Genomic DNA, 25,507 nt, shown 5'->3' on the forward strand with positions numbered 1-25,507 from the left:
ACTCCACCGCCAAAACGTAAACATGGACGAGCGAGAGCAGCAGAACGCACGAGCGTGCGCAGTAAGTGCAACCGGCATTGATGTTCAGCACGAGAACGCGAGGGGGCTCTTCCGTCGATGCACGAGCGACCACCGGGTACAGATTCAGACGCGCGGACGCGCCCGCGCGCGGACGCGCCCCCAAGGGACCGCGACAGACGATGCGGCGAGCGCCCGCCTCGTTCCTGTGGAGACGTCGCAAGATGCGGCAAGATTGATCCGTGCCTCAAATCTTCGACAACCTGACGCCGACGTCTCGACTGGGCGCCAACATCAGAGCGACCTTCAATGACCACTTTGAGCGCGTCGACGTAGCGACCGGCTATATCGACCTTCGAGGCTGGGACCACTTGGGCCCGTCTATTCAAGAGAAGGCCTTACCGACCGATGGTTCTCCTGTCGCACGGATACTCGTCGGCATGATCACGCCCTCAGATGCCGCCGCGATCCTTGCCGAATTACAGTATCAGGTTCAAGAACCGGCGATTGGCGCAGGAATTCCAGATATCGGAAAAGCGATTGAACAGCGATCACGCTTGGTGAAGCATCTTCGAACCCAATTGATGCGGGGTCTGCCCACCCAATCAGGACTTCAAGCGCTACAACTCTTGAAGGACCAACTTGTGGAGGGCCGCGTGCAAATAAAGGTCTACACTCGCCGTCCGCTGCATGGAAAAACTTACATATTGAGCGAGGGTATTCATCAAAATTCAACATGGGGCTACGTTGGGTCATCAAATCTGACAGCCGCCGGCCTGAGCACGAACCTTGAACTAAACATCGACGTTCCCGACAACGACGCAACGGCCAAACTCTCGCAATGGTTCGAAGAACAGTGGGTAGACAAATTCTCTCTTGACATCACAAATGAAATCATTGATCTAATTGCCGAGTCTTGGGGGGATCCCGACCAACCCACACCATATGAGGTCTATCTCAAAGTGTGTCATGCACTCTCGCAGGATGCACGCGACGGGATGGGATACGTCCTTCCAAAATCTATGGAAGACCTTCTTCTTAACTATCAAGCAACTGCGGTCAAAACACTTGCCCGACGCATTGTTCGTAGAGGCGGTACCATGCTTGGCGACGTCGTAGGCTTGGGCAAAACCCTGACTGCTGTAGCGACCTCCCTCATGCTTCAATCAGCCGAGGATTACACGACCTTGATTCTCTGCCCAAAGAATCTGGTCGACATGTGGCAACGTCACATCGACGCATACGAAATGGACGGGGCACGAGTTGTACCGTACTCAATGGCACACAAGCTTTTGCCCGATTTGAAACTGTTTAAGCTTGTAGTATGTGACGAGTCGCACAACCTTCGAAACGAAAGCACCCGCGCATATGAGGCTGTTCACTCGTACATAAAACGGAACAACTCTAAGGTGCTTTTACTTACAGCAACGCCGTACAATCTCGCTTTCACTGACGTCGCAAATCAACTTGCACTGTACATTGAGGAGGACGAAGACCTCGGGATTGTCCCGTCTGCAGCTCTCGCCAAAGATCCCAAGCTAGCCGACAAAGTTGACGGAAAAACAAACACGTTGGATGCCTTCAAACTATCCGATGAAGCAGACGACTGGCGGCGCCTTATGTCAGACCACCTCGTCCGTCGTACAAGAAGCTTTGTTAAGCGGACTGCCCAGCGAGTCACGGAAACCCTCGAAGACGGAACGACCCGCACTCGCGACTACCTCAAGTTCTCAGATGGAACAAACTTCTTTTTCCCGACACGCATTCCGCACCATCTCCCTCTTGATTTTAGCCCCGACGACCCCGCCACGAAGATGCAGGATGATACGACCCTAAACGCTGTATCGTCCCTGAACCTGCCACGCTATCGCCTGGCCGACTATGAGAATCGGCGGGCCGCAAAGAGTCCGGATGACGCTCGATACATTGAGGACATTCGGTCCGGTCAGGGTAACGTTAGTGGATTTGTCCGAACCGGTCTCTTTAAGAGGCTATCGTCGTCAGGGCATTCATTCATCTTATCCCTCGAGCGCCAAAGAGCCCGAAATGAGATTTTCCTCTACGCAATCGAGAACGAATTACCACTTCCACTTGGCAGCTTCAATGAATCTCTTATCACACTGAGCGATAAGGACATCGAGTTTGCAGAAACCGCGACCGGCACAGCCGAGCAACGATACTCCCAGATCCGTCTAAATGCACCTAAAAACACCAAATGGATTAGCAGCACAATATTTACCAGTTCGCTTCGCGCGGATCTTAAAGCAGACAATAGAACGATATCGGAGTTGTTAGCTCGATTTGGGACTTGGAGTCATTCAACCGATTCTAAGATGACAAGACTTATCGAGTTGATTCAACAGAGCCACCCGAATCAAAAGGTGCTGATTTTCAGCGAGTATCTAGACACAGCAAGGTACGTGTCGGAATCGCTTGTCTCGGCGGGTCTGGAGCGTGTCGGTCTCGCATCGGGCGAATCTACCGATCCTTCAGAAATTGCACGAAGATTTGCACCAGTAGCGAACCGCCTTCCCGGGCAGCCAGTTCATTCGGTAACCGTACCGACGGACTCGATCGATATCCTCGTGGCGACTGACGTGCTGTCTGAAGGCCAAAATCTTCAAGATGCTCACGTCGTAGTGAACTACGACCTTCCATGGGCGATCATTCGTCTCATTCAACGAGCCGGACGTGTCGACCGGGTCGGACAGCAGTCCGACGAGGTTGACGTCTACATCTTTAGCCACGACAAAATCGAAGATGAGATTAACCTCAGGAACCGCATCAAGGATCGGCTCAACGCTTCCGCTGAGGCGTTCGGATCCGACGAGCAGTTCTTCGGGACAGAACGTGAGGTGAGAATCCTGGATGATTTCTACAATGGCCGAATGAACGACGATGAGGACGAACTCGACGGCGAGGCCGATGCCGTAAGCGAAGCCTGGTTGGTCTGGACTAAAGCGCAACTAGAAAGTCCCGACGCAGCCAACCGCGCTTTGAGCTTGCCCGATCTTGTCCAAAGTACTCGTTTCGAATACGCGAATGAGAGCCATGGCGGAGTCACCTGTTTCGTACGCACCGAAGGCGGAACGGAGGCCTTCGCCACCTACAACGATTCTGACGGCACCCAAAATCTTCTGACGCAATCTGAGGCACTTCGGAGTTTCTACGCGGAACCGATAACACCGTCGACACAACGTCGTGCAGATCACTTCGAGCGGCAGACCGCCCTGGTGCGAGGTCCCCTTGCAATCGAGGCCGCCGCGATGGGCAACTTGAAGGGGATCCGGAAATGGGCTTGGAACCGATTTGGTGGCTCGCTTGGGTCGGAGTCTGCGCAGGACGCATTGGGCGCGCTACACGCGCGCTCCCTGACAGCGTATGCAACAAATCAGTTGTCTCTTGCTCGCCGCAACAGGTACTCCGACAGCGATGTACTTGATCTGCTGAACCGGCTCCATTCGGAGGACCGGCTTGTCATCGGCACAACCGAAACCGACGAGATGCGAGTAGTTTGCTCAATCGGCGTAGTGAAGGCGGACCAATGAAACTGATAGAACGCGTCAATTCTTTCCATTTTCAGACCTTATTTCTAGAAGATCTCAATTGGCACGCGCCCGATCGCAAGCCAGTAACCCTGCAGCTTGAAGACGGCTCCTTTCTAATTGCTCAGAACATATCATCGTATCTTGGATTGCGAGTTTGGGTATGTGATCAACTTCCGTCGGCAACAGCACAAGCTCTATTGGACCGCCAGATCGGTCGAGAATCCACGGACCGCCTGGTCATATTCCATAACGAGATGGATCAGATATGGCGGTGGCCATCTCGTCGCGTCCTCGACAACAGCGTCGCCTCGAAATTAACGTCCCATCGCCATCGGATCGGCGAGGTGAACAACCGCTTTGAAGCGCGACTAGAAATGATTCGTCTTCCCTCAAATGAAATACTGGACGTGAACACTGTTCTGTCGAGATTGCGTCAGGCTTTCGACATTGAATCGAGAAACGAATCAAAGCAAGCGTCAAAGCTTATGGTCGATATGTACGACGCGCTTGAACGAGCGTATCCGACCGAATACAATCGCCGCATTCGGGATCATGAAATATCGGTCACGCTCGCGCGAATACTATTCCTAATGTTTGGTGACGATACGGAAATGTGGGAGCCGAACGCATTTCGCGATTACATTAGACACCAAACGGCTTCCCAGCAGGAATTCGGACTCTCCCTCACTCGACTTTTCTCGGAGTTGAACAGGGAATATTCACATTTGTCCAGCCACGGTCTGCGCTACATCAACGGAGGCCTTTTTAAAGAGGCGATTATCCTCCCAGCTCTAGGGAACGACTTACGCGAAGCGATACTTCGCGCTTGTGCCGTTGATTGGTCAACCATTAGCCCTGCAATTTTCGGATCGATGTTTCAATCGGTCCGCGACGCAGAGACAAGAAGTCAGCTTGGGGAACACTATACGTCGGAGGAGAACATTCTCCGAACTTTGAATCCACTCTTTCTAGATGAATTAAGGGCAGAACTGGGCGCTGCTCTCTCCCGAAATACCACGATAACGAGAGTAAACTCGTTGCGCCGACTGTGGACGCGTTTGGGCAAGATTCGTTTTCTTGACCCTGCGTGTGGGTGCGGAAACTTTATCATCGTGGCGTATCGCGAGTTGCGGGACATAGAGCTTCAGGTCCTAGATGCACTCTCGGTCGAAGAGGTCGGCGAGTCGGGGATCGCCTTGGACACCGACTGGACTAGCACTCTAATGGTTCGGCTCGACCACTTCTTTGGCATAGAGGTCGACGAATGGCCGGCGCGCATTGCGGAAACGGCCATGTTCATGGTCGATCGCCAAAGCGACCTGCTTTTAAAGGACCGCTTCGGAAAGGCTCCCGAACGTCTACCTCTCAAGACCCGAGCTGAGATCTTGGTTGGTCGTTCGCTGGACGCAGATTGGGGAAAGATTGTAGGTGACGGCGAAGTTATCGTCGCCGGCAACCCACCTTATAAAGGCGGCCTAAAGCTTCTACCCGACCAACAGGCAGAGCGCACTCGTCTTTACGATTCTCTTCCCGAGAGTGCTGGGTTACGCGTCGGCCGAATCGATTACGTCTGCGCATGGTTTGCCAAGGCGGCCGATTTCAGTCGACAGGTCGGAGCCCGTGTCGCGTTCGTCTCCACGAACAGCATTACACAAGGCGAGCAGGCAAGGGTTATGGGCCCGCTTATGACACGCCTGGGTGCCAGAATCGTCTTTGCGCGCCGCTCATTTCTGTGGAGCTCCGAAGCACAAAATCCGGCTGGCGTTCACGTCGTCATCATTGGGTTCTCAGCTATGCATTCGGGTCGGGCCGCGCTTTTCGTGGGCAACGAAGTAACGCCAACGCGGCACGTTGAAATAAATTGGTGGCTTACGCCAGCTCCACATGTCGAAATTCGACCTAGACGCAGCCCGTTCATCAGCGGTCTACCTCGAATGACGGTCGGCTCACAGCCGACGGATGGCGGCTTGCTGTTGTTCAACGAAGAAGAGGCCGCTCCATTCAAGGCCGATCCAATCGCGTCAAAATATATTCGACGCTACATGGGTGCCAAAGAGCTGCTCTCTGGCAGAGTCATCTGGTGCTTGTACATGGAAGGAGCAGACCCTGCCGAGCTAGTAAGGTCCTCCTTAGTCGAAGAGCGCGTGGACGCCGTAAAGAAAGAGCGCCAAAAGTCTCCGACGCCCGCTTTCCGCGCCACGCCTGGTCACTTATTCACGCACAGAAAGCATCCCAACGTCAATTACATTGCGTTGCCCCAGAATTCGACGGATAGTCGGCGATGGATCCCTGCTGAGATCTTCGGTGTGGATGTTGTGGCATCGAATAAGGCCACGATCGTTTACCCAGCAGAGTTATGGATGCTGGGGTTTCTCCAATCTCAGATGTATCAAACATGGATCAGAGCGGTCGGCGGCCGCCTCCGGGAGGATCCGACAATCACTGCCGACCTCGCGTACAACTCATTCCCATGGCCAGAGTTGCCAACATCGAAACGTTCTCACCTCGAATCCGTAACTCGAGAGATGCTGGCAATTCGCGAACCGCTACGAGGGACCTATAGCCTCAGCGAGCTTTATAAACCATCGGATACTCCCGCAGAGCTGCTCAAGGCGCATGAGGCTATCGACCGCGTGGTTGATCAGTTATATGGACTACGTAGCCCAACAGCAGCAACTCGGGAGGCCGCGCTTTTTGTCCGGTATTCTGAGCTTGCGCAGCAATCGGGCGGCGCCTGAGGGGTATGGCCTAAGAGAAGGAGTTCTTAAAAATCCGCAGCCGCCCGTACGAGGGAGAGGAGTTTCACGGGCAGCCCAAGAACATTCTCGCATGTGGCGTTGATTATATGAGTCCGCGATGATGCTACCGTTCTTCCTCTCCAAAGGGCACACAGAGCTCCGCGGCGATGATCTGCTGCTTAGGGTTAGCCAGTCGTTCCAGGAGTGCGAGTCCCTCCTTGCTGGGCGCTCAGGTGCCGTGCCACGGCGTGCGCGCCCGTGTCGACGGCCTCGGCGAGGTCGTTATAGCTGATCCGGCACCCCGGGGAGGGCATCGAGGATGGAGTGCGCTTGCAACCGGTCGAATCGTCGGGAGTCGCTAAACGGTTCGGGGAGCTGAGCGAGGAGCCACTCCTCAAGCGCAGGAACGGCTCAGATGGCTACCGCTGGCGCGGCCAGCGAGGCAGCGCCCTACTCGATGTGCAATTCTCCGCTGGTGCGAACCGCGCTGTCTGCGAACGGGATGGTGTGGTTTGGGGCGTCGGTGGAGTTCTACGCGATTGCCGACGAGCAGACCTCTCCGGCGATCGCCGGTGAGCGGTTCAGCGTCCTCGACTAGGCGCTGATCCGGGCCGTGGCTGTGGGGTTGGCTGTCTTGGGTGTGATCGAGAACCGGAAGATTTGGGCGCGGAAGACATAGAAGTCGCGGCCTCGCCGCTCGAGCGCTGGGGGCCATTCCACGCGTGCAACCGTGGGTCTTCAGGCCTCCCCCCTCGTGCGTGCCGGCTCATCTCGGGTCGGCACGCACCTACGTTCAGAGCGCGAGCTTGCGGAGCGCGAAGACGGCGGAGCCGATGGGAGGTCCGAACTCGGTGAAGTCCTGGGACGCTCGCCGGTTGGTGACGAAGTCGAGGGCGACCAACCCCTCCTCGGTCTCGTCGATCAACCGGTCGGGGCGTTGTCTTCGATTCGGACAACGGTCCGGTCTGGCTCGAGGACTCGCCAGCGTGCCTAGACTGCGGCGGCGGGGCCGATCCTCTCCTACTTGAGGACGAGGGCGGTCGCGGTAGGCCTGTCGTTCGCGGCCGCGGCAAGGATCAGCGAACTCGCGGCCCTCATTAGGGTCGTGGCCTTGGTTCCGGTGCGCTCGACGATTGCTGCAACGTTGACTCCCTCGAAGGACAGTCGCTCCCACGCGGCGGTGCGGTCCACGGTCGAGAGTTCGGCGCGCTGGTCGCCCTCGTTGATCTGCTGAACGATCGGGTTAGCCGTCGTCTCTTTAGAGGCGTAGACCGGGGTGGTGGCGTCTCTGGCCCTGTGGGCGGCGAGAGTGCCTCGCCGTCGGCGCCGACGATGACGTCCGGAACGGTGCGCTGGTCCATCTAGATCGTTGACATGGAGGCAACAGGAATGATCCTGTGACTAGGCATAGAGACGCAGGTCGCTTTCGGGTAATGGCTCCTTTTTAAGTGCGTCAATAAGCGCTCGAAGCGCGTTCAACGCAATAGTTTCCGCGTCGTCAAAATCACCAGAACTTGCGGCCTTGTGCGCGGCCCACAAGACCGCATTGTGTCTCGCATGAATGTCATTTTCCCCAAGAACGACTTCGAGCAGATCAGCGAAATCTGAATAATAGCGGTAAACCGTGCCAATGCCAACGCCAGCGCGAGCAGCAACAAGGGCTGTCGTCGCTCTCTCTCGGCCGACCTCGACGACGATCTGCCGCGCCGAAGCGAGGATGATGGCCCGCGTGCGTCGAGCGCGATCTTGCTGTGGTTCTACCGAGGTACTGCGATTGATGGAGCCTGTCATGCTCACTATTTTCTCGACAGGTCTACGATACCTGACACATACTCATGTGAGGAATTTGGGCATCCTCAGCAGAGCCGCCCGGAGCCCAGCGGGCGTCGCTGCCGACGAACACGCCGATCGTCGTGCACGCGCTCCAGGCCCGACTATGCCCTTGACGACACCCACGGCAGTCACGTCGCTGCCGCGGAAAACCGGCGGTGAGGGTTCGGTCCTCCGCAGCAGCGCAGCGAGGAGCCGGCCCGACGCTGGATCCTCGGTTGACTCAAACGGAGTGAGAGCCGTAATCACTCCCTCGGCCCTCAGCGCACGGCGCCTCCCAGTGGTGCAGCCGTTCTCGCGGCGCGACGGCATGATGCGGATGGTGTGCAATATCAGGTGGTCGAGAATCAGGAGACACTCCGCGAGCACCTTGGTCGCCGCCTCGACACTGGCGCTGAGATCATCCGCGTTAAGGCCGATCTCACCGATCCCCACGTCCTCCTCGGGCAGGTCGAGCGCGACCTCGAGAGAAAGACCGTCGCCGAGTTCCTCAAGGAGTGGCGCCCCGCTCCAGCGGGCCTGCTCAGTTGCGATCCGGGTGGCGGGTACGGTATGGCGCCGAGGCGGTCAGAGCAGGACTGCGGAGATCCGCACGCCTCGCCTCACCGACCCGCATGCACCCTGTCGCTCTCCTCACCAGCGACCACCGCCGGCACCCACGCCGTCGACAGCGAGGCTCCCCTTCCGGCGCACCTTCGCAGAAGCCTTTCCTGCCAGATTTCCCAGGCCAGCGCGGGTGAAAAGGTCGTGACGGGGGGCCTGCACACTGGTGGACAGCGGGACCCCGGCTTGACCGCGGACCGAATACAAGCGTATAACGACCCGCCGTGTTCCATCGGCGAGAAGCGGCTTACTCGAAGTAATGAGCGGACTCCGGCTGAACCAAGAGCGGCCTGTCGCGGTCGAGCATGCCGATCGCGGTCTCGTACGCGTCCGTGGACGACATTTCGCTCTGCGCGACGAGGACTTGAAGGATTTCGCAGGTGTGCTTCGTGACAATCCCTCTGCGTCGCGCCAACTGGTAAGCGGAACGATCTTCAGTTAGCCAGACAGAGTCGGAGTATCCCGGGAAATTTCCGATGACGTGAAGGGTCTGGCTCTCGCCAAGATGCTTGGTCGGCTCATCCTTTCGGCCGCCGAATCGAGCGACGCGCGTCTGTTCGACTGCACGCACGTCCGTGGGCGCATCAATGCGGATCTCCTGCCCGAACCACTGCGGCAGATCGATCTGTCGAAGATTGGGCACGAAGCGCGTCGAGTGATCGATTTCGCGGGCGACTGCTTCGACGACGCGAGCACGCGCGGACAGGAAGGTCTCCAAGAGACGCAATTGGTCGACTGCTGCGAAATTGATGAGCACCGACGTGTCGGGAAAAAATTGCGCCGGCATCCCGAGGTCAGGCCTCGATAGAGGCGGACTCGGCGGAGTCGTCCTCGAGAAGGGCGCGGGCCTGTTCGACGTCCTGATGCATGAGGTCAGCGGCCGCCTGGAGGGTCATCTCGCCCTCGAGGTATGCGTTGATGCAACGCTGGACGAGAAGCATCGGGCTACGAGGTGTTGAAGAACGGCCCGTACGAGTCAGGAGGGAAGCCCCCCGACCCAATGCCATGCCCACAGCTCGCATGGTCCGACTACCCAGACGAGCTCGTGTCGTGTCGTCGATGATGCCGAGGTTCAGTAGTCGCCACGACATCGCGCTAGGCGTCATCCGGAACGACCAACACAGATCGTTGAAGGCCTCCTCCACCTCACGAGAGCCAAGGAAGGCCCGAACATCTGAATCGCACGCTAGGAACGTGGCAGCAAATCGATCGGCGCGCTTCTCCGACTGACTGTCTGGATGCGGACTGGCGTGATCGGGTCTGTACTCCTCGATCACCTCCGTAGCGTCGCCCCAGAGGATGTGTCCGAGCTCGTGCGCGAGCGTGAATCGCTGTCGGGCGAACAACGGAGTCGTTCCCAGCACGATGATCCGGAACGGACCGTCCTGGTAAGACATGCCATCGCAGCCCGACGGAAGATCCGTCAAGACAACGTTGATCCCGAGCTTCTGCTCGATCGTGTCGATGACTTCAGGAGTCGACTGGAGAGAGATGCTGTCGCCCAGGAGGCTCTGCGCCTGTGCTGCCAGCGCGTCCGCCTGCTGCACGTACGATCGCGCAGGCCCGTGGGCAGGAAGGGCCGCCACGTCCGCGTGCAGCCCTAACGCCTCGAGAGCGTCGAAACGCTCGGCTACGGCACTGATCAATTCTGTACCGCTCGCCTGCAGCTCGCTCAGCGACTTCGGCTCCGCGCGAGCGGCGATTTGCCACGACCGCGATGGAGCGCCGGTCAGCAGCCAGTCGACGCTCTGACGTCCCTCCTGCGCGATGGCGGCAAGCTCACTGGAAGAAAAGTTGCGCTGCCCACTCAGGCTCTTCGAAAGTTTCGGCCCGTCGATCCCGACTCGCTCAGCGAACTCGGCACGTGACAGTCCGGTCATGTCCACAACCTGTCGGACACGATCCGTCAGCGAATTGGTCATGAATCGAAACTACGCGTGCTTGCGAAAATCGCAAGTCGACGCGCGCACAGACATCGACTGCTCAGCAAAGTTTAGCTTCCGGGGCGACCGCAGGTTCGAGGAGCAGATCGAGGTCCACGCGTCGGAAACTTGGACTCAGCTGGTTTGGGGGGCACCCCCAACGTCACATGCCAGAGCTGCTCTGAAGGCGTGGCACTAGGGTCCCCGACGCCTGCTGCGACCGATCCGCGTCAGGGTCTAGATCCACAACCGCACAGGGGCAGGTCCTGGCGCGGAGACCACCGCATGGCTTCCCTCCTTCAGCTCACTCGCACCCTCACGGCGCCGCCAAGCTCTCCCGGACGCGTACACCTCGCCCAGCTTTGATGAAAACGCCAGCTGCGTGCCGCCCTGCATCGTGGTTGAGAGCAGGCCGAAGCCGCGGCAACGGACGCCTGGCAAGACGGCGAAGAGCGGTCGTCTTGGCGGGCGCCCGATCCGCTTGAGCGGGTGGTCGTCGCGGCCGACGACACTGAAGTCCTCATGCACGCGCCGTCCACCCTTCGTGATGCCCTTCCGGGCCCTTAGGGCGACCTCGTCTTGGCAACAGAGGAAGGCGATGACGGTCGGGTCCTTGGCCCGCCGCGCGGCGAGGCGCTGGCCGGGCTCGGGCTCCCTCTGGGCTTCGGACGAAGCGGAAGCCATCACCGATTTCGGCGCATGGAGGCACGCCTCCGAGACGTGTGGCTTGACGTCGCCGAGGCGGACGACTTGATCCGATGACTCTGCTGATCCCGATGACCGAGGTCGGCGTCGCGGTCGGAGACTGGTTGACCTCAGGGCCGAGCTTCGCTCCGATCGTCCTGGCGGTGCGAGCCGTCGCCTCGGTCGTCACTCTGCGCCGGCACGACGCGACGTCCTACCTCTCCGCTGCGGCGGCGAAGAACCTGATCGAGGCGCCGGAGAGCCGGGCGGTGACGGTCGGCCTGCGGGACTGACCGCTTCACAGCGGCTCCCGTCATGACTCCGCCGACCGCGGGCCCGGCCAGGGGTCTGCCACCCCCGCTTCGGTACCGTCTGCCCCATGCCCGACCCCACTCCCGACACCCCCGAGGTCGCCGCCGAGCACCTCCGCGCCGAGCTGCAGCTGCGGCGCTTCGGCCGGCTCCGCCTCACGATCGACATGGCGCTCGGGAGCGGAGTCCTCGCGCCCTACGACCTCGTCGTCCTCCGCCTCGACACCGGCGCGGAGATCATCCGCGTGAAGGCCGATCTCACCGATCCCCACTATCTCCTCGGGCAGGTCGAGCTCGACCTCGAGACGAAGACGGTCGCGGAGTTCCTCGAGGAGTGGCGTCCCGCCTGACCGGGCCGGCGCAGCCGCGATCCCGACGACGGGGACAGGACGGCGCCGAAGCGACCTGAGCAGGACTGCGGAGATCCGCACCCCCTCGCCTCACAGCCCCGCAGGAACCCTGTCCCGCTCCTCCGCGGCGACCACCACCGGCACCCACGCGCCGCGCGCCGGCCGCCCCGCCAACCAGACGTACACTCCAGCGGCGACCACCGCGCCTCCGGCCGCGACCGCCCACCACGGGAACCCTGCGACGTCGGGCGACTCCCCCGCCGCGTCCACGTCCGACTGCGGCGTCGGGATCACCCTCTCGCCCGTGACGAGGATGCGGTGGGTGTTGATCCCGAGCGGGGTGCAGGTGACGAGGGTCAGGAGGTCCTGGCCGGGCTGCACGAGGAGGCTCTGCGTGTCCTCCGGCTCGACAACGAGCGTCTCGCGCACGCGGTAGGTGACCACCTCGCCGTAGACCTCGATGGTGAAGGTGTCGCCGACGTCGACGCGGTCGAGGTGGGTGAAGAGCTCGGCCGAGGCGAGGCCGCGGTGTCCGGTGAGCACCGAGTGGGTGGAGGGGCCGCCGACCGGCAGGGCGGTGCCCTCCAGGTGGCCGACGCCGCGCTCGAGGACGGGGTCGCTCGTGCCGTGGAAGATCGGCAGGTCCACGTCGATGGCGGGGATCCGGATCCGGGCCATCAGTCCCTCGGCGTCGCCGCGCAGGAGGGAGGAGTAGCGCTCGCGGTCGGCGACCTGCTCGTCGTCGGCGAGGGGAAGGCGCTCGTTCGCGGCGACGGCGGCGCCGCCGCCGCTGAGGCTCTGGTTGTAGGCGCGGGCCTCGACGAGGTTCTGCCGGAGGGTCTCGGCGCCGAGGTCGGTGATGTCCTGCGTGAGGGAGTCGATCTCGCGCGCCTGCTCGACGGCGCTGAGCCAGCTGGCGGCGACGGGGTACAGCAGCAGCGCCACTCCCGAGAGGCTGATGAGCGCGATGACCAGCGGGGCGATCGGGAGCCGCCAGCGCGGCCGGCGGTGGATCCGCCTCCGCGGAGGAAAAGGGCTGGAGACAGAGGAATGCGGGGCACCCGACGGGTGCCCCGCATTCGACTTCGTCATGGTGCGACGTTACTCGGCGGTCTGAGCAGCCAGCGCGGTGCGGCGGCGCGAGGCGATCAGGCCCGAACCGATCGCGAGGGCGAGGAGCGCGCCTCCACCGAGGGTGAACCACTGCGCGCCGCCACCGGTGAGGGGCAGGGCGAACGCCGGCACCTGGGTGTGGAGGAACTCGACGTAGTTCTGGATCGGCGCGGTGGCCGAGCTCGGTCCGGCGACGACCTGCGTCAGCACCTGGGCCGGGGTGGGCAGACGGAATCCGGCGGGCGGGGTCAGCTCGCGGACGTAGTAGTTGCCCGGCGTGATGATCGGGATCTCGACGATGCCGTTCGCTCCGGTCGTCCAGTTCTGGTTGCCGTTGATGAACACCGGGTTCTGGCCGAGGTTGGCGTCGTTCTCGGTGAGGAACACCTGGTAGACGGCACCCGCGAGCGGCACGCGGTTGGCGCCGTTGTTCTGGTAGGCGTACACGGTCAGCTGACCGATCGGGGTGCTGCCGGTGACCGTCTCCGTGGCCCCGTTCACGACGCTCGTCGCCGAGTTGGTGATGATGCCGTTGGCCGGGATGGCGGTGGCGCGGGTGAGCACCGTGAGGGTGACGACGCCGCCCTGCAGACCCTGGAGCTTGGTGAGGCCGGACTGCAAGAAGTTCAGCGTCACGTTCCGGGTCGCGGCGTCGTAGCCGAGCGTGTAGTCGGTGTTCGCGATGAACGCCGGTGCGGGCGCGGTGCCCGCGGCGCTGGTCACCGTGATGCCGGTGGGCGCGACGCCGGCCGGGCCGGTCGGCAGGTAGGTCAGCTCGGCGGGGAGCGTGTCGGTGAGGGTGAACGTGTCGAGCGTGTCACCGGCGGCGAGCACCGGGACGTCCGAGGCGATGGCCCAGCGGATGAGGTCGGGGTTGCGCGCCTCGACCGAGTTCGCCGCCGCGGGGACGCGCGTCTTGGTGAGCTCCGTGACCGCGTTCTTGGGGTAGACGTGGACGTCGTAGATCCACTGGTTCGCCGGCGCACCGGTCGGGCCCGTCGGGAACGGCAGGGTGACGAGGAACGGCGCCGCGCCGTTGGTGGCTCCGGCGGGGAGCTGGGTCTCGGTCACGAGGTAGAGGCCGAGCGGCATGCTCGCGCCGTTGTTGAACACGGCCTCGCCGTCCGTGCCGCTGGTGGCGGTGAAGGTGTCGGCGGCGGTGACGCGGGTCGCGGCGGTGCCCGGGGTCAGGTTCGCGACCTGGTTCCAGCCGTCGGGCGTGGTGAGGTCGACGCCCTGGACGCGCGCGGCGGTGAACACGGCGCCGGGCAGCGCGTCGCCGGGAACCGTGATCTCCTGGCCGGTGCCGATCGCCTGGCCGTTGTTGGAGCCCAGCGCGAGCTTGTGCACGGTGAGGGTGCGGCTGATGGTGGGGTCGATGTTGCCGGGCAGCGTGACCGCTGACGCCGGCGCGACGGCGGTGAAGACCGCCGCAGCGCTCAGCGCGAGGACGCCGGCTGCGGCGGCGAGCCGCCTGGTGAGTGAGCGGGACATGTGATCTCTCCTACTGAGGTCGTGAGTGCTGGTGTCGTGGAGTCGAAGGTGTGCGGGAAGGGGTCTGCGGGAGAGCGCCGGGGCTCTCGGTCGGGGCGTCACCGGGAGGGGCCTCGCAGCCTCCGGCGCCGCTCCCAGAGGAGGAGGCCGAGTGCGAGAGTGAGCACCGACCCCCCGCCCAGGAGGAACGCGTCGGTGCTGGCGCCACCGGTCAGCGGCAGGCGTGTGGGGTCCACGGGGGCGTTGACGAAGCGGTAGACCGCCGTCTGACCGGCCGTGGGGGCCGTGATCGTCCGCGAGGCGACCGGGGACCACGTCGTCCCGGTCAGGCGCTCGAGACGCAGTTCCTGGTAGGCGAGGCGGCGGGTCGGATCCGTCGCCGCCTCGGACAGCGTGTAGCCGTGGCCCGGTCGCACCTCGAAGGTGCTCGCCGGGTTGCCCGCGGCGACGTACTCCGCGCCGGCCCGGGTCTCCGTCGGGAGCGTCGCTCCGGCCAGTGCGGCGGGCGTCGCGGTGACGCGCCAGTCGGCGGCCTGGAAGCCGGTCTGGGGGCGCAGGACCTGCTTGACCAGGGTGATCGTCGCGCTGGCGTTGTCCACGGTGCAGGTGACGGCGGCGCCGTTCGTCGGGGTCACGTCTCCGGCCGCGCTCACGGTGAGGGCGGCGCCGGTGTCGGTGCGGCACTGCCAGGGCCCGGTCTGCACGGAGGTGGCGGGGCCCCCGGTCTCGGCGAGCCGGTAGGTCACACCCGGGGTGACGGGGATCGCCGACACGCCAGCGGAGCCTGCGCGGCCGGTCGGGCCGGGCAGGGCGCCGGTCGGGCCGGTGGCGCTGAGCGTGAAGTCGCTGGGCAGCGCGCTGCCGGAGCTCACCGTCTTCACGAGGGTGAGGGAGGCCGTGGGCCGGTTCACGATCGAGCACTCGACGACCGCCGCGGAGGCGATGCCGGTGAGGCTCGCGCTGATGACGGTCCCCGACTGCGAGAACGTGGCCGCCCGGGCGGTGCCGTTGACTGTGCAGGCGCCGCTGACGAACGCGAAGCCCGTCTGCTGCACCTCCGAGACGGTGAGCGTCGCCCGCGACGCCTCCGTGCCGAACAGGACGGTCCAGGCGGCCTGGCCTGCGGCGTCCGTCTGCTGGCGGGGCGACTGCTCCGGCAGCAGAGCGACGGTGCCCGCGGTGGCCGTCGCGGTCGTGCCCACGGTCCAGTCCACGCCGGGGCGGGTCGTACCGGAGGCGTCCCGGATCGTCTTGGTGATGCGCACCGTCGAGGCGGGGCGCGGGGAGTTGAAGAAGGTGCAGGTGACGTTGACGCCGAGCCGGTTCGGGAGGGTGACCGTCCCGGTCGGGTTCGAGCCCGTGCTCACCCGCACGCCGTCCGCGTAGCACTCGTAGATGCTCGTGTAGGCGGTGATCGGGGAGGCGGAGCCCGCGGCCATCGCCTCCGAGACCGTCACCGTGCTGTTGATCGGCGTGGGGAAGGGGCCGATCTGCGCGGTCTGGCGGCCGGTGGTGGCGCCGGTGGTGGTGGCCGTGGCGAAGGGCGACGCCGGAGAGCCGGCGGCCGCCGTGAGCTGGAACTGGTCCGCCGCGGCCAGGCGCCCGACCACGCTCTTCTGCACGGTGATCGTGGCCGGCGAGGAGCAGCCGGAGAGGTCGACGGCGTTGACGCTCACGCGCGGCGTGCCGCTGACGCGGGTCCAGGTGGTGGCGTCGAACTCGTAGGCGCTGCCGGGGATGGCGGGGACACCGTTCGCGGCGGCGACGTCGCCGTTGGCGAGGTAGACGGTTCCGCGCGGCGAGAAGGCGATGCCGTTGATGTTGGCGAAGGCGGCGTCGGTCCCCGTCACGGCCTTCGCGATCGAGGTGTTCACCGGGAGGGTGCCGCCGGTCGCCGCAGCCAGGGCGTCGGCCGGCACGGTGAAGATCGCGGCGCTGCTGGCGTTGTTGACCGAGCCCGCTCCGACGACGTAGAGGTTGCCGCGAGCGTCGAACGCCATGTCGCCGTTGCCGTTGGGGGTTCCGGAGGTGGGGAAGGAGCCGACGAGGGCGAACCGGGTGGCGACGGGGTTCGCCTCGGTGAAGCTCCAGATGTAGAACTGGCCGCTCGCGAAGCTGCCGAACAGGTACCGGCCCGTCCGGAGGTCGACCGCGCCGGCGACGATGCTGCCGGTCACCTGCGCTCCGCCGGCCACGGTCGTGTACGCGCTGTTCGCGATCCTCTGGAAGCCCGCCTCCGGCGTCCACTTGAGGACGGCGTCGACGTCCGTCGCGTCGGACGAGCGGTCCAGCGCGTACGCGAAGGCGCCGTTCGCGCCGACGCCGAGCGCGTTCGCCTCGGCGGTCCCCGACCAGCTGCCGATCGAGGTCAGGGATCCCGTGACGATGTCGGCCTGCTGCAGGGCGCCGGCCGCCGTGAGGGAGTAGAAGCGGCCGGTGTCGCAGAACAGGCGGGGCGTCTGCACGGTGTTCGTGAAGGTGCAGAGCACCTCCGCCCCCGCCTCGCTGGGGATCGTGATCGACCCGGCGGCGGAGGCTCCGGAGGCGATGACCGTGCCGCCGCGCGAGCACTCGTAGCTGTTGGAGTACCCCAGGCCCGCGCCCGCGGTCTGCGCCTCGGCGATCGTGTACGTCGCTCCGGACTGCACGGTGAGGCGGCTGATCTGCGCGGCCTGGATCCCGGTGGCGGTGCCCGTGGTGGTCGCCGACGCGAGGACGGTCGTGCCGCTGCGCACCGAGAGCGTGAACTGGTCGCCCGTGGCGCTGCGCACCGGCAGGTTCTTCCGGACGGTGAGGGTCGTCGCGGCCTGGACCGTCACCGAGGTGGGGGCGGAGGCGATGAGGCCGGTGGGAGTCGTGGTCCCGGTGCTGTACGTCCCGGCGGCGGCGGCCACCACGTCCACCGAGATCGTGCAGGAGGTCGCGCCCGCGGCGAGGTCGCCGCCGACCGTCGAGACGGAGGAGGATCCGGCGGCCGCGGTCACGGCGAACGCCGTTCCGGTGACGTCGGTGCAGGACCCGCCGACGGCAGGCGTCGGGGCCACGACGAGGCCGGCCGGGAGAGCGGTCGAGAAGCGCCAGTCCGCCTTCGCGAGGAGGTCGCTGGTGTTGGTGACCGTGTAGGTCAGCGTGGTCGGCACCGTCGCGGTCGGCACCGCCTGCGTGAAGGCCGCGTCGAGAGCGGGAGTGACGTCGAGCACGCGGAGGTCGTCGACGGCGAAGGCGCTTCCCGTGCCGGTGACCGTGTTCACGAGCTGCACCTGGGCCGCCGCGATCTGCGCCGGAGTGAGGAGCGCGGTGCTCGTGCCGGTGTAGGCGGCGGCGCGGGCGGAGGCGGGGAGCGCGGGATCGACGATCGCGCCGAGCCCGCCGACCAGCGGGAGGGTCGGGGACGTGTAGAACACGCTGCCGGTCGCGGCGCAGGGCACGACCGGTGCGGCGAATCCGGTGAGGACGGTGGACCCGCCCGACACCAGGTTGAGGGAGAGGGACGCGTTGTTCGTCCCGCACTGCCCGCCGGCGGCGTTCATGCCGACGGCGTAGTAGCGGGCGGCGGGGGCGGAGACGCCGATCCCCGCGGCGCTCTGGGCGACGGTCGTGCCGCCGGTGACGGTGGCGTAGGGGTACTCGACCAGGGCGTGGTTCGCCTGCGTGCCGGTGTTCGAGCCGTTGGCCGGTGCGGTGCTGGAGGTGGACCCCGGCACTCCGGCCGCCACCTGGCCGAGGACGTCCGCCATGCGGCGGGTCTCGCGTGCGGCCGACGATCCCGTGCCGACGGTGAGGAGGGGCCGGGTCGGGCAGAAGGCGGCGTTGGGGTACGGCGCCGTGTAGTTGACCAGGACGCCGGTGCAGTTCGTGGCGGTCGACCAGCCGGTGGCGGCCGTGTAGCGGCCGTTCGCGTAGGCGGTGAGCGCGCTCGGTGCGGTCGTCAGACCCTGCTCGAAGGTCTCCGTCCACACCTGTCGCGGGGCCTCGGCGACGCCGGCCGCGAGCGTGGAGAAGCCTCCCGCTGCTCGCGCCGTCGCGGGCGGGCCGCGGTCCGACTCCTGATCGTCGTCCGAGGCCGCCGTGGGAGCGGGCGCCGACCCGGCGGGCGCCGTCTCGACGGGCTGCTCCGTCCCTGCGGCGCCGCGGGGTGCTGCGGGATCGGGCTCGTCCTGAGCGGGCTCCTCCGCCGTCGCACTCGGCGACTCCGCGGCCTCGGCGGGCGCGGGAGAAGCGGAGGTCGACGGGGCGGACGCCGAGGGCGCGGGTGCCGAGGGGGCGGGTGCCGACGGGGCGGGTGCCGGATCGGCCTCGGGGGCTGCCGGCGGTGTCGGTGCGACCGGCGTCGGGAGAGGAGCGGGGGCGTCGCCGGCGACCGGATCCGCCTGGTTCGCGGCCTGAGCGGGAGACGAGGCGGAGACGTCGCCGAGCCCCCACGAGCCGACGAGGAGAGCGCCGATCGTCGCGAAGACGACGGCCCGCATTCCGAGGCGCGACGGCGATCGGTGCCGTGAGTGGCGGCGCCGCCGGGTCGTGAAAGCCATGGTTCTGCTTCTCAGTCGTGTTGTCGATCGTGGAGATGAGCGAAACGTCGACACGACGAACGACACGGATGTCGCAGCGAGTGCGGAGGCCCCAGACTCCGGAGGGGAGCACGCATTCCCCGCGGGCTTCCGAAGATGAACGTATAGGTCGGCCTCCCTCTCGCCATAGAGAAGTGAGCCCCCCTTGTCGGGGCCATAACCGATGAGAAAAGGACCGGGGTGAAGCCGAATACGGCGCCTTTCGACGGGTCCTCGCGAAGGAGTTCTAAGAAGTGAGCGCGCGCGACCGGCTCGGCTCACTCCTCCCGTCAGGTCCCGTGCAACGCTCGGGCCCCACCCGGCCACGTACTCGGTAGACGCCCGACCGACGAAGGATGGACCCGATGACGCGACGCACACTCGACGACCTGCTCTCCCGCAGCGACCCCGCGACCGACGACCGGGCGCCCGGCGTCCGCACCGCCCTGCACAGCGTGATCGCCGAGACCCGCGAACGCGCGCCCCGCCGTCCCGCGCGGTCGAGGGCGTGGTGGCTGGCGGCTCCCGTCCTCCTCGTCCCGGGTCTCGTGCTGGCGACCAGCGCCGGCACCGACGTCCGCTCGGTCCCCGACTTCACGATCCCGATCAGCTACACCACCGACTCCGGCGCAGCGGTGTCGTGCTCGATCGACTACTTCAACGGAGAGATCGACTACCGCGAGGTCACCACCTCCGCGACCGCCTACCTCCGCGCGCAGGACTGGAGCGGCGTCGGCCAGCGGATCCACGACGACGCGGTCGCCTACACGACCGACCCCGTATGGCTGGCCTCGGACATGAACAGCGACGGCCCCGGCCTCTCGGAGGAGACGATCCGCTGGCGGGCCTGGATCACGGCGGCGGACGACCACATCCTCGACACGATCCCCGAGGGTGTGATCGTCGAGGGCGACGGCGGCCTGGGCGGCAGCACCGACTGCACGGGAGAGCTGTGATGAGCGCCGGCGAGGCGGCGCCGTCCATGGCGCGCAGCGTCGTCCGCTCCCCCGCGCGCGACCGGGAGGCCGAGATCACGGCCCTGGTCGAGCGGGAGGCGCCGGACCTGCTCCGCTACTTCGCGCGGCGGACGGCGAGCCCCGAGGACGCCGCGGACCTCCTCAGCGACACCCTCCTGATCCTCTGGCGGAAGGAGCGGTCGATCCCCGAGGACGAGACGCGCGCGCGGATGTGGGCGTTCGGCGTCGCGCGACGGGTGCTCTCGGGCCAGCGCCGCACCGCGACCCGGAGGAGCGCGCTCGTCGAGCGGCTGGCGGAGGAGCTCCGCATCACCCCACCCGCACCCGCCGACGACGCCGCGGAGGACGTCCGCGCCGCGATCGCGCAGCTGAAGCCCGTCGACCAGGAGATCATCACCCTCGTCTACTGGGACGGCTTCTCCCTCGCCGAAGCGGCCGAGATCCTGTCCCTCCGCGCCGCGACCGTGCGGAGCCGGCACGCGCGGGCGCGGGCGACGCTGCGGGACGCGCTGGGGGCGGCGATGTGAGGAGGGGTGCGAGGCGGGCGTGCCGGCAGCACCATCCGGAACACGTGGGGCCAGGCCGGCACAACGCCCCCGCCACGAACGACGTCCGGCCCCGCCCCGCGGGCACCTAGTCGAGGAAGTACGCGTTCACCTTCTCGTCGGTGTCCAGGATCTCCTCCGAGGGCACGCCGACTCGGGCCGCGAGGTCGATCGCCCCGAGAAGTGCGACCTCGATGTCGGGAGAGAACGCCCGGTCGAGGATGTCGATGAAGTGCAGCATGCTCGTCTCGAGCTTCGCCAGGAGATCGGCGTAGTCGGCGGCCAGCTGTTGATCGAGTGAGCGCTGGTCCTCGAGATATCCGGCGATGAGCGCTTCTTCCCGGGCGGAGAGCGAGGACGACGCGACGCTGAACATGACGGAGCCGACGGTGTTGCCGATGACGGCGCCGAGGACGGGGACCGGGATGAGCACCTGCCCGACGACCGAGGACAGCGCGCTGATGCCGGCCTGGAGGCAGAGGATCTCGGAGTTCTCTATGAACTCGATCTCGGAGATGTCGCCCGCTCGCAGCCTGCTCGCCTGGCCCGCGATCCCCAGCGCGGCGGTCGTGACCGTGTTCGCCGTGGCGGCCGACGTCGCAGTGAGATTGGTGAGTGAGTAGATCGTGAGACCGCGGACACCGCCCTTCACCGCGCCGAGACCGGAGACGATCGCGATGTCCTTCCAGTCGTCGGTCGAGAACTCCTTGAGCTTCGTGCCTTCGCGGCGCTTGTCGAGGACCGCGGAGACGAACGCGGTCCCACCTTCGATCCCGGCGGCGACGACGGTGGCCTGAGCGCCCTGGCGCACCGTCGCCCGGTTCTCCCGAACGGCAGCCGTGCGGGCGGCCTCGTCGGTCGCCGTGATCCTTCTCTCCTCCGCGGCGAACGTGTCGGTGTACGCACCGAGCTGCACGTCCCGGTACTCCAGCCGGGAGGGCTCGAGTGCCGCGATGTCGATCGTCTCACTCGAGAAGAACGCCTTCACCCGGTTCCAGTCGCGGAGGGACGGGCCGTCCCCACTGCGGGAGAGCGCCTTCGCCGCATCCTCGGCGGACATAGCATGCAGCTTCTGGATGACCTCGAAGTGGTCGCTCGGGATCTGGTACCTGCCGCCGTTCCTCACGAAGTCCGGGTACCTCTCGAGGTGCTCCGTGATCGCGCCGAGGCCGAACCGCCCGCCGGCGGCGGAGAACTTCTGCTGGATCAGCAGGCCGTTCCGCATCAGATCGACAGGGCCGTTGTCGTTCACCCAGGCGTTGCCGCCGGTCTCCCCGAGCACAGCGGCACGGGCGTTGCCGATGCCGACCTCGGCGACCTCGGCGATGAATCCGTGCGCGCCCTTCACTCCACCGCGGTTCGACGAGACCACGTCGCCTATGTGCAGGAGGGCCGTATCCAGATGGTCGAGAGCCGTCGAGAGGTTCTGGTCCTGCCTGCTCAGGGCGCCCATGAGTCGATCGACGCGGACCTGGTTCAGGTAGCCCACCCAGGCGGCGACGGCCTGCTCGTGAGTGCTTCGGGCGACGTCGGCGAGATCAGGCATCGTCGGCGGCCTGCTCCACACGGGCGCTCAGCAGTGCCGCACTCGCTTTCGCGATGTTCACCAGCGCGCCGAGCTGCGACTGCTGAGCGGGAGCCAGGGTCGCGAAGTCCGCCCCGAAGAACGGCAGCGCCTCGCCGTAGACCTTCAGAAGCAGCTCTCGGGTAGAGGCGGTGCGCTGGAGGAGGTCGTCGATCTGCGCGTCCATCGCCTGCACCTGCGCGATGTTCCGCATCACGGCGGTGAGCATCTCGTGCTTCGTCTCGCGGTTCTCGAACTTCTTCTTCGTGAACAGAACGACCGAGGTGAGGACGGCGGCGCCTGCGAGGCTCCAGCCGACCGGGCCGGCCAGCGCGAGCAGCGCTCCTCCCGCGACGGTCCCTCCGCCACCGGCAGCGACGGCTCCGCCGCCGAGCCATGCCAGGGCGGCCTGGCTCGCAGCGGCACCGGACAGGGTCGAGATCGCGGTCCCGGTCGACGCGGTGCCGAACGTTGTGGCGACCCACATGGCGGCGGTCGGCGCGACGCTCGCGATCGCCGCTCCGGCGGTGACACCGGCGCCCGCTCCCGCCGCGGACTTCCGTGCAGCGACAAGATCAGCGCGGGCGATCTCCTCGGCGTCCAGGAACCGGGCTCTGTCGAGCTCGATCTGCTCGAAGTCCCTGCTGAAGGACTTGGGCGTGTTGGCGATGCTGTTCACCACGAGCTCGACGAGAGCGATCAGGTCGGTGGAGCGCTCGCGTTGCCGGAGGAGGGAGAGCCCGTCGTCGCTCATCGCCGTGAAGGCGCGGTTGTATTCGGCCGTGACCTCCTCGTACGACTGGAGGCTCCGCGGGCCGAACTTCTCGGCGGCTGCTTCGCGGAGATCGCCGGCCTGCTCCATCACCTGCGTCGTAGCGCTCCGCGCACGCTTGCTCAGATCGCCGGCAGCTCGTGCGACTCTCTCCTTCGCCCTGTCCAACTCCGGTCGCTCGACCATCACCCGTACCTGTTCCCCGTAGACGCCTTTTCCCGGCTCGACACTATCCAGCCGCGTATCGAAACGTGATCGGGAACACCGCTGCCCACGCTTCTCGGACACCCCCACCGGATGAGTTGCCCCCGCCGCTGTTCCTCCGGCTCGCGGCCCTCCGCCCCCCTTCACCCGGCACCCCGCCTGAGTAGCATCCCCCGCATGAGCAGGCTCGTCGTCTCCGTCCTCACCTCGCTCGACGGCCGCTTCGAGGGGCCGGGGCACGACCTGTCGGCGCTGCCGTTCGAGGACGCGTTCAACGATCACAATCTCGAGCTGCTCCGCCGTGCGGGCACGCTCGTCTACGGCGGCCGCTGGTTCCGCGACAACTGGGACAGCTGGAGCGCCGTCGCCGCGGACGAGACGGCGGGCGAGCGGGAGCACGAGACCGCGCGGCTCGTCACGTCGCTCGACGCGCTGGTGATCAGCGACTCCCTGGCTCCCGATCCGGAGGCGCCGTGGGCCGCCACCACCCGGATCGTGCCGCGGGAGCAGGGTCCGGCCGAGATCGAGCTGCTCAAGCAGGGCGACCGGGGTGACCTGCTGATGTTCGGCAGCGGCACGACCTGGAATCCGCTCCTCGAGCAGGGCCTGGTGGACGAGCTGATCGTCCTCGTCGGCGCAGGCCTCGCTGGCGGCGGGACGCCGCTCTACTCCGGGGCGCCGCAGCACGGCCTGCGCCTCCTCGACGCGACGGTTCTGCCGGGCTCGGAGCTGGTGCGGCTCCGCTACGACGCGAGCGGGGCCGGCGAGCGGCCGCACAACCTCCGCTGAGACAGGGCGGCCTCCCTCAGGAGCCCACGCCCCTCCTCTCAGCCGACGTCGTGCGCGCCCGAGGCCGGGGCAGCTGGTGAGAGCGAGCCTCCAGCGGACTCCTCCGGCCGGCGGAGTGCCCGAGCGCACAGTCGGACCCCCAGAAGCGCAGTCGCCGCGCCTCCCGCCAGCATCCCGGCACCCACCGCCGTCCACGTCGTCAGGCTGGAGCTCGGCGCGCCGAGCAGACCGTAGAAGAGCCCGACCCCGCTGCCGACCAGAGCGGCCGCGACCAGCGGGATCGCCAACGCCGATCCCTTCTCGGACCGCGTCCACGCCGAGCTGCAGAGAACGGCGACGGCGCCGATCAGCCAGCCGACGCCGGGGATCACCAGCCAGCCGAAGGCGAAGACCAGGGAGGCCGCGACCGCGAACCACGGGCGGTCGAGGACCGTCCGCTCGTCACCGCGATGGACTCCGGCCTCGACTCCGCTCGTCATGCGTCGGAGCCTACGGAGACGGCCCGGACCGCGGCACGAAGTGGCGCGGGATCAGCCGGACGGCGCCGCTCCCTCCTCCGCTCGGTGCTGAGGAGCCGGTCCTGCCGAGCCGGTCCTCGAGCGCTGACACTCGGCCCACCTGAGGCGCCTCCCGCCCTCCGCTCACCCCGCGACTGTCAGCGACACCTCGACCGCCACGTCCTCCGGCCCCTCCCCCAGCACCGTCTGCCGCACCTCGACCCCGTCGAGCCGGAGGCCGCGGTCTCCGGCGGCGTCGAAGAGCGCGACGATCGCCGGATGCAGGGTCCCCTCGGGCAGTTCCTCCCCGTCGCGAGGCCGCCAGGTGGCGACCAGCTCGGTGCGCGCCGGGAGGACCGCGGCGAGATCAGCGAGGTCGCCCTCCGCCTCCGCCGACGTCGGCCAGCAGCAGACGAGCTCCGCCGAACCCCGCTCGCCCGCCCGGAGCGCCGTCCAGAAACGTCCCGTCGGCCCGAGCCCTGCCGCGTGCACTCGGGTGGCGAGCGCGCCGAGGATCTCGTTCGCCTCGTCGTCGCCCGGCCCGTCGGCCTCGTCCAGGGCGATCGTGAGGACCTGGCCGACGTACGGCTGCGCCGGCATCGTCCGCTCGGCGACCTCGACCGGCACGGCGAGCGCCCGCAGCGCCACCTCGGCGGCCTCGAACGCCCGGTCCTCCTGCTCCCGCTCCGCGAGCACGCGCTCCCGATGCGCCTGCAGCGCCTCCGCCGCGGTGCCGGCTCGAGTCGCCGCCGCGACCTCGGGCAGCGGGACCCCCGCGCTCCGGAGCGCGCCGATCACGACTCCGACCCGGACCTGCGCGTCGGCGTACCGGCGGTACGACGACCGCTCGTCGACATCCGCCGGGACCAGCACGCCCTTCTCGTCGTAGTGCCGGAGCGCCTTCACGCTCAGACCCGTGATGCCTGCGTACTCCCCGATGCCCACCATGCCTCCAGCATCCCGTCTCCCCCGGCGGGAGGGTCAACGGGCGGGAGGGTCAA

General features: G+C 66.0%; 21 protein-coding genes. 8 read left to right on the top strand and 13 right to left on the bottom strand.

The features are described from left to right. The first annotated feature begins 260 nt into the window (after positions 1 to 260). The 3 genes from GSU40_RS16465 to GSU40_RS16475 all read left to right on the top strand — a co-directional run bounded on the left by GSU40_RS16465 (position 261) and on the right by GSU40_RS16475 (position 6,902). Positions 261 to 3,566: a helicase-related protein gene (locus GSU40_RS16465; RefSeq protein WP_160035958.1), complete on the top strand. Its 3,306-nt coding sequence runs from the start codon at positions 261 to 263 to the stop codon at positions 3,564 to 3,566. Continuing rightward, positions 3,563 to 6,304, top strand: a complete 2,742-nt coding sequence (locus GSU40_RS16470; protein ID WP_160035960.1) for a DNA methyltransferase — start codon at positions 3,563 to 3,565, stop codon at positions 6,302 to 6,304. Before GSU40_RS16465 ends, GSU40_RS16470 begins: the two co-directional genes overlap by 4 nt. 415 nt (positions 6,305 to 6,719) lie before the next feature. Next, positions 6,720 to 6,902 carry a hypothetical protein gene (locus GSU40_RS16475; protein WP_160035962.1) on the top strand — a complete coding sequence of 61 codons (183 nt, stop codon included), beginning with the start codon at positions 6,720 to 6,722 and terminating at the stop codon, positions 6,900 to 6,902. A 195-nt stretch (positions 6,903 to 7,097) separates the two neighbouring features. Here GSU40_RS16475 and GSU40_RS17180 read toward each other — a convergent pair whose 3' ends face one another. The 6 genes from GSU40_RS17180 to GSU40_RS16500 form a co-directional block, all read right to left on the bottom strand. After that, a complete protein-coding gene (locus tag GSU40_RS17180) occupies positions 7,098 to 7,229 on the bottom strand; it encodes a hypothetical protein (RefSeq protein ID WP_279630833.1) in 132 nt (43 codons plus the stop codon). Between the two features lie 95 nt (positions 7,230 to 7,324). Then, positions 7,325 to 7,495 carry a hypothetical protein gene (locus tag GSU40_RS16480; protein WP_160035964.1) on the bottom strand — a complete coding sequence of 57 codons (171 nt, stop codon included), beginning with the start codon at positions 7,493 to 7,495 and terminating at the stop codon, positions 7,325 to 7,327. 210 nt (positions 7,496 to 7,705) lie between these two features. Then, a complete protein-coding gene (locus GSU40_RS16485; protein ID WP_160035966.1) occupies positions 7,706 to 8,095 on the bottom strand; it encodes a TetR/AcrR family transcriptional regulator in 390 nt (129 codons plus the stop codon). A 42-nt stretch (positions 8,096 to 8,137) separates the two neighbouring features. Beyond that, a complete protein-coding gene (locus GSU40_RS16490; protein ID WP_160035968.1) occupies positions 8,138 to 8,569 on the bottom strand; it encodes a hypothetical protein in 432 nt (143 codons plus the stop codon). A 415-nt stretch (positions 8,570 to 8,984) separates the two neighbouring features. Then, a complete protein-coding gene (locus GSU40_RS16495; RefSeq protein ID WP_160035970.1) occupies positions 8,985 to 9,524 on the bottom strand; it encodes a hypothetical protein in 540 nt (179 codons plus the stop codon). Positions 9,525 to 9,531: 7 nt separating this feature from the next. After that, on the bottom strand, positions 9,532 to 10,659 hold the full coding sequence (locus tag GSU40_RS16500) for an XRE family transcriptional regulator (protein WP_160035972.1): 1,128 nt from the start codon (positions 10,657 to 10,659) through the stop codon (positions 9,532 to 9,534). A gap of 758 nt (positions 10,660 to 11,417) precedes the next feature. Here GSU40_RS16500 and GSU40_RS16510 point away from each other — a divergent pair. Both GSU40_RS16510 and GSU40_RS16515 read left to right on the top strand, forming a co-directional pair. Further along, complete coding sequence (locus GSU40_RS16510; protein ID WP_104238942.1) at positions 11,418 to 11,636, top strand: hypothetical protein; 219 nt, start codon at positions 11,418 to 11,420, stop codon at positions 11,634 to 11,636. 86 nt (positions 11,637 to 11,722) lie between these two features. Then, entirely contained in the window at positions 11,723 to 12,004 is a 282-nt protein-coding gene (locus tag GSU40_RS16515) for a hypothetical protein (RefSeq protein WP_160035976.1), read from the top strand. A 90-nt stretch (positions 12,005 to 12,094) separates the two neighbouring features. On the opposite strand, the gene GSU40_RS16520 is transcribed toward GSU40_RS16515, so the two are convergent. From GSU40_RS16520 to GSU40_RS16530, 3 genes are all read right to left on the bottom strand, one after another. Further along, positions 12,095 to 13,096 (bottom strand): class C sortase, encoded by a 1,002-nt coding sequence (locus tag GSU40_RS16520; protein ID WP_160035978.1) that lies wholly within the window; start codon positions 13,094 to 13,096, stop codon positions 12,095 to 12,097. A 9-nt stretch (positions 13,097 to 13,105) separates the two neighbouring features. Beyond that, a complete protein-coding gene (locus tag GSU40_RS16525; protein ID WP_104288025.1) occupies positions 13,106 to 14,611 on the bottom strand; it encodes a SpaH/EbpB family LPXTG-anchored major pilin in 1,506 nt (501 codons plus the stop codon). 98 nt (positions 14,612 to 14,709) lie between these two features. Continuing rightward, on the bottom strand, positions 14,710 to 19,140 hold the full coding sequence (locus GSU40_RS16530) for an LPXTG cell wall anchor domain-containing protein (RefSeq protein WP_160035980.1): 4,431 nt from the start codon (positions 19,138 to 19,140) through the stop codon (positions 14,710 to 14,712). Positions 19,141 to 19,523: 383 nt separating this feature from the next. Between GSU40_RS16530 and GSU40_RS16535 the strand changes: the two genes are divergently transcribed. After that, positions 19,524 to 20,114: a hypothetical protein gene (locus GSU40_RS16535; RefSeq protein WP_104288027.1), complete on the top strand. Its 591-nt coding sequence runs from the start codon at positions 19,524 to 19,526 to the stop codon at positions 20,112 to 20,114. After that, on the top strand, positions 20,114 to 20,662 hold the full coding sequence (locus GSU40_RS16540; protein ID WP_208543336.1) for a sigma-70 family RNA polymerase sigma factor: 549 nt from the start codon (positions 20,114 to 20,116) through the stop codon (positions 20,660 to 20,662). The genes GSU40_RS16535 and GSU40_RS16540 overlap by 1 nt, the downstream gene beginning before the upstream one ends. 106 nt (positions 20,663 to 20,768) lie before the next feature. On the opposite strand, the gene GSU40_RS16545 is transcribed toward GSU40_RS16540, so the two are convergent. Together GSU40_RS16545 and GSU40_RS16550 are read right to left on the bottom strand one after the other, a co-directional pair. Next, complete coding sequence (locus GSU40_RS16545; protein WP_160035982.1) at positions 20,769 to 22,226, bottom strand: hypothetical protein; 1,458 nt, start codon at positions 22,224 to 22,226, stop codon at positions 20,769 to 20,771. Next, entirely contained in the window at positions 22,219 to 23,106 is an 888-nt protein-coding gene (locus tag GSU40_RS16550; RefSeq protein WP_208543337.1) for a hypothetical protein, read from the bottom strand. The genes GSU40_RS16545 and GSU40_RS16550 overlap by 8 nt, the downstream gene beginning before the upstream one ends. A gap of 291 nt (positions 23,107 to 23,397) precedes the next feature. Here GSU40_RS16550 and GSU40_RS16555 point away from each other — a divergent pair, with 291 nt between their 5' ends. Beyond that, positions 23,398 to 24,009 carry a dihydrofolate reductase family protein gene (locus tag GSU40_RS16555; protein ID WP_160035986.1) on the top strand — a complete coding sequence of 204 codons (612 nt, stop codon included), beginning with the start codon at positions 23,398 to 23,400 and terminating at the stop codon, positions 24,007 to 24,009. 38 nt (positions 24,010 to 24,047) lie between these two features. Here the strand turns inward: GSU40_RS16555 and GSU40_RS16560 are convergent, their stop codons facing one another. Then, complete coding sequence (locus GSU40_RS16560) at positions 24,048 to 24,488, bottom strand: hypothetical protein (RefSeq protein ID WP_160035988.1); 441 nt, start codon at positions 24,486 to 24,488, stop codon at positions 24,048 to 24,050. Positions 24,489 to 24,650: 162 nt separating this feature from the next. Further along, positions 24,651 to 25,454, bottom strand: coding sequence for a MerR family transcriptional regulator (locus tag GSU40_RS16565; RefSeq protein ID WP_160035990.1), 804 nt, complete (start codon positions 25,452 to 25,454; stop codon positions 24,651 to 24,653). Positions 25,455 to 25,507: the final 53 nt, after the last annotated feature.

The sequence above is a fragment of the Rathayibacter sp. VKM Ac-2805 genome (assembly GCF_009834265.1).
Lineage (GTDB): Bacteria > Actinomycetota > Actinomycetes > Actinomycetales > Microbacteriaceae > Rathayibacter.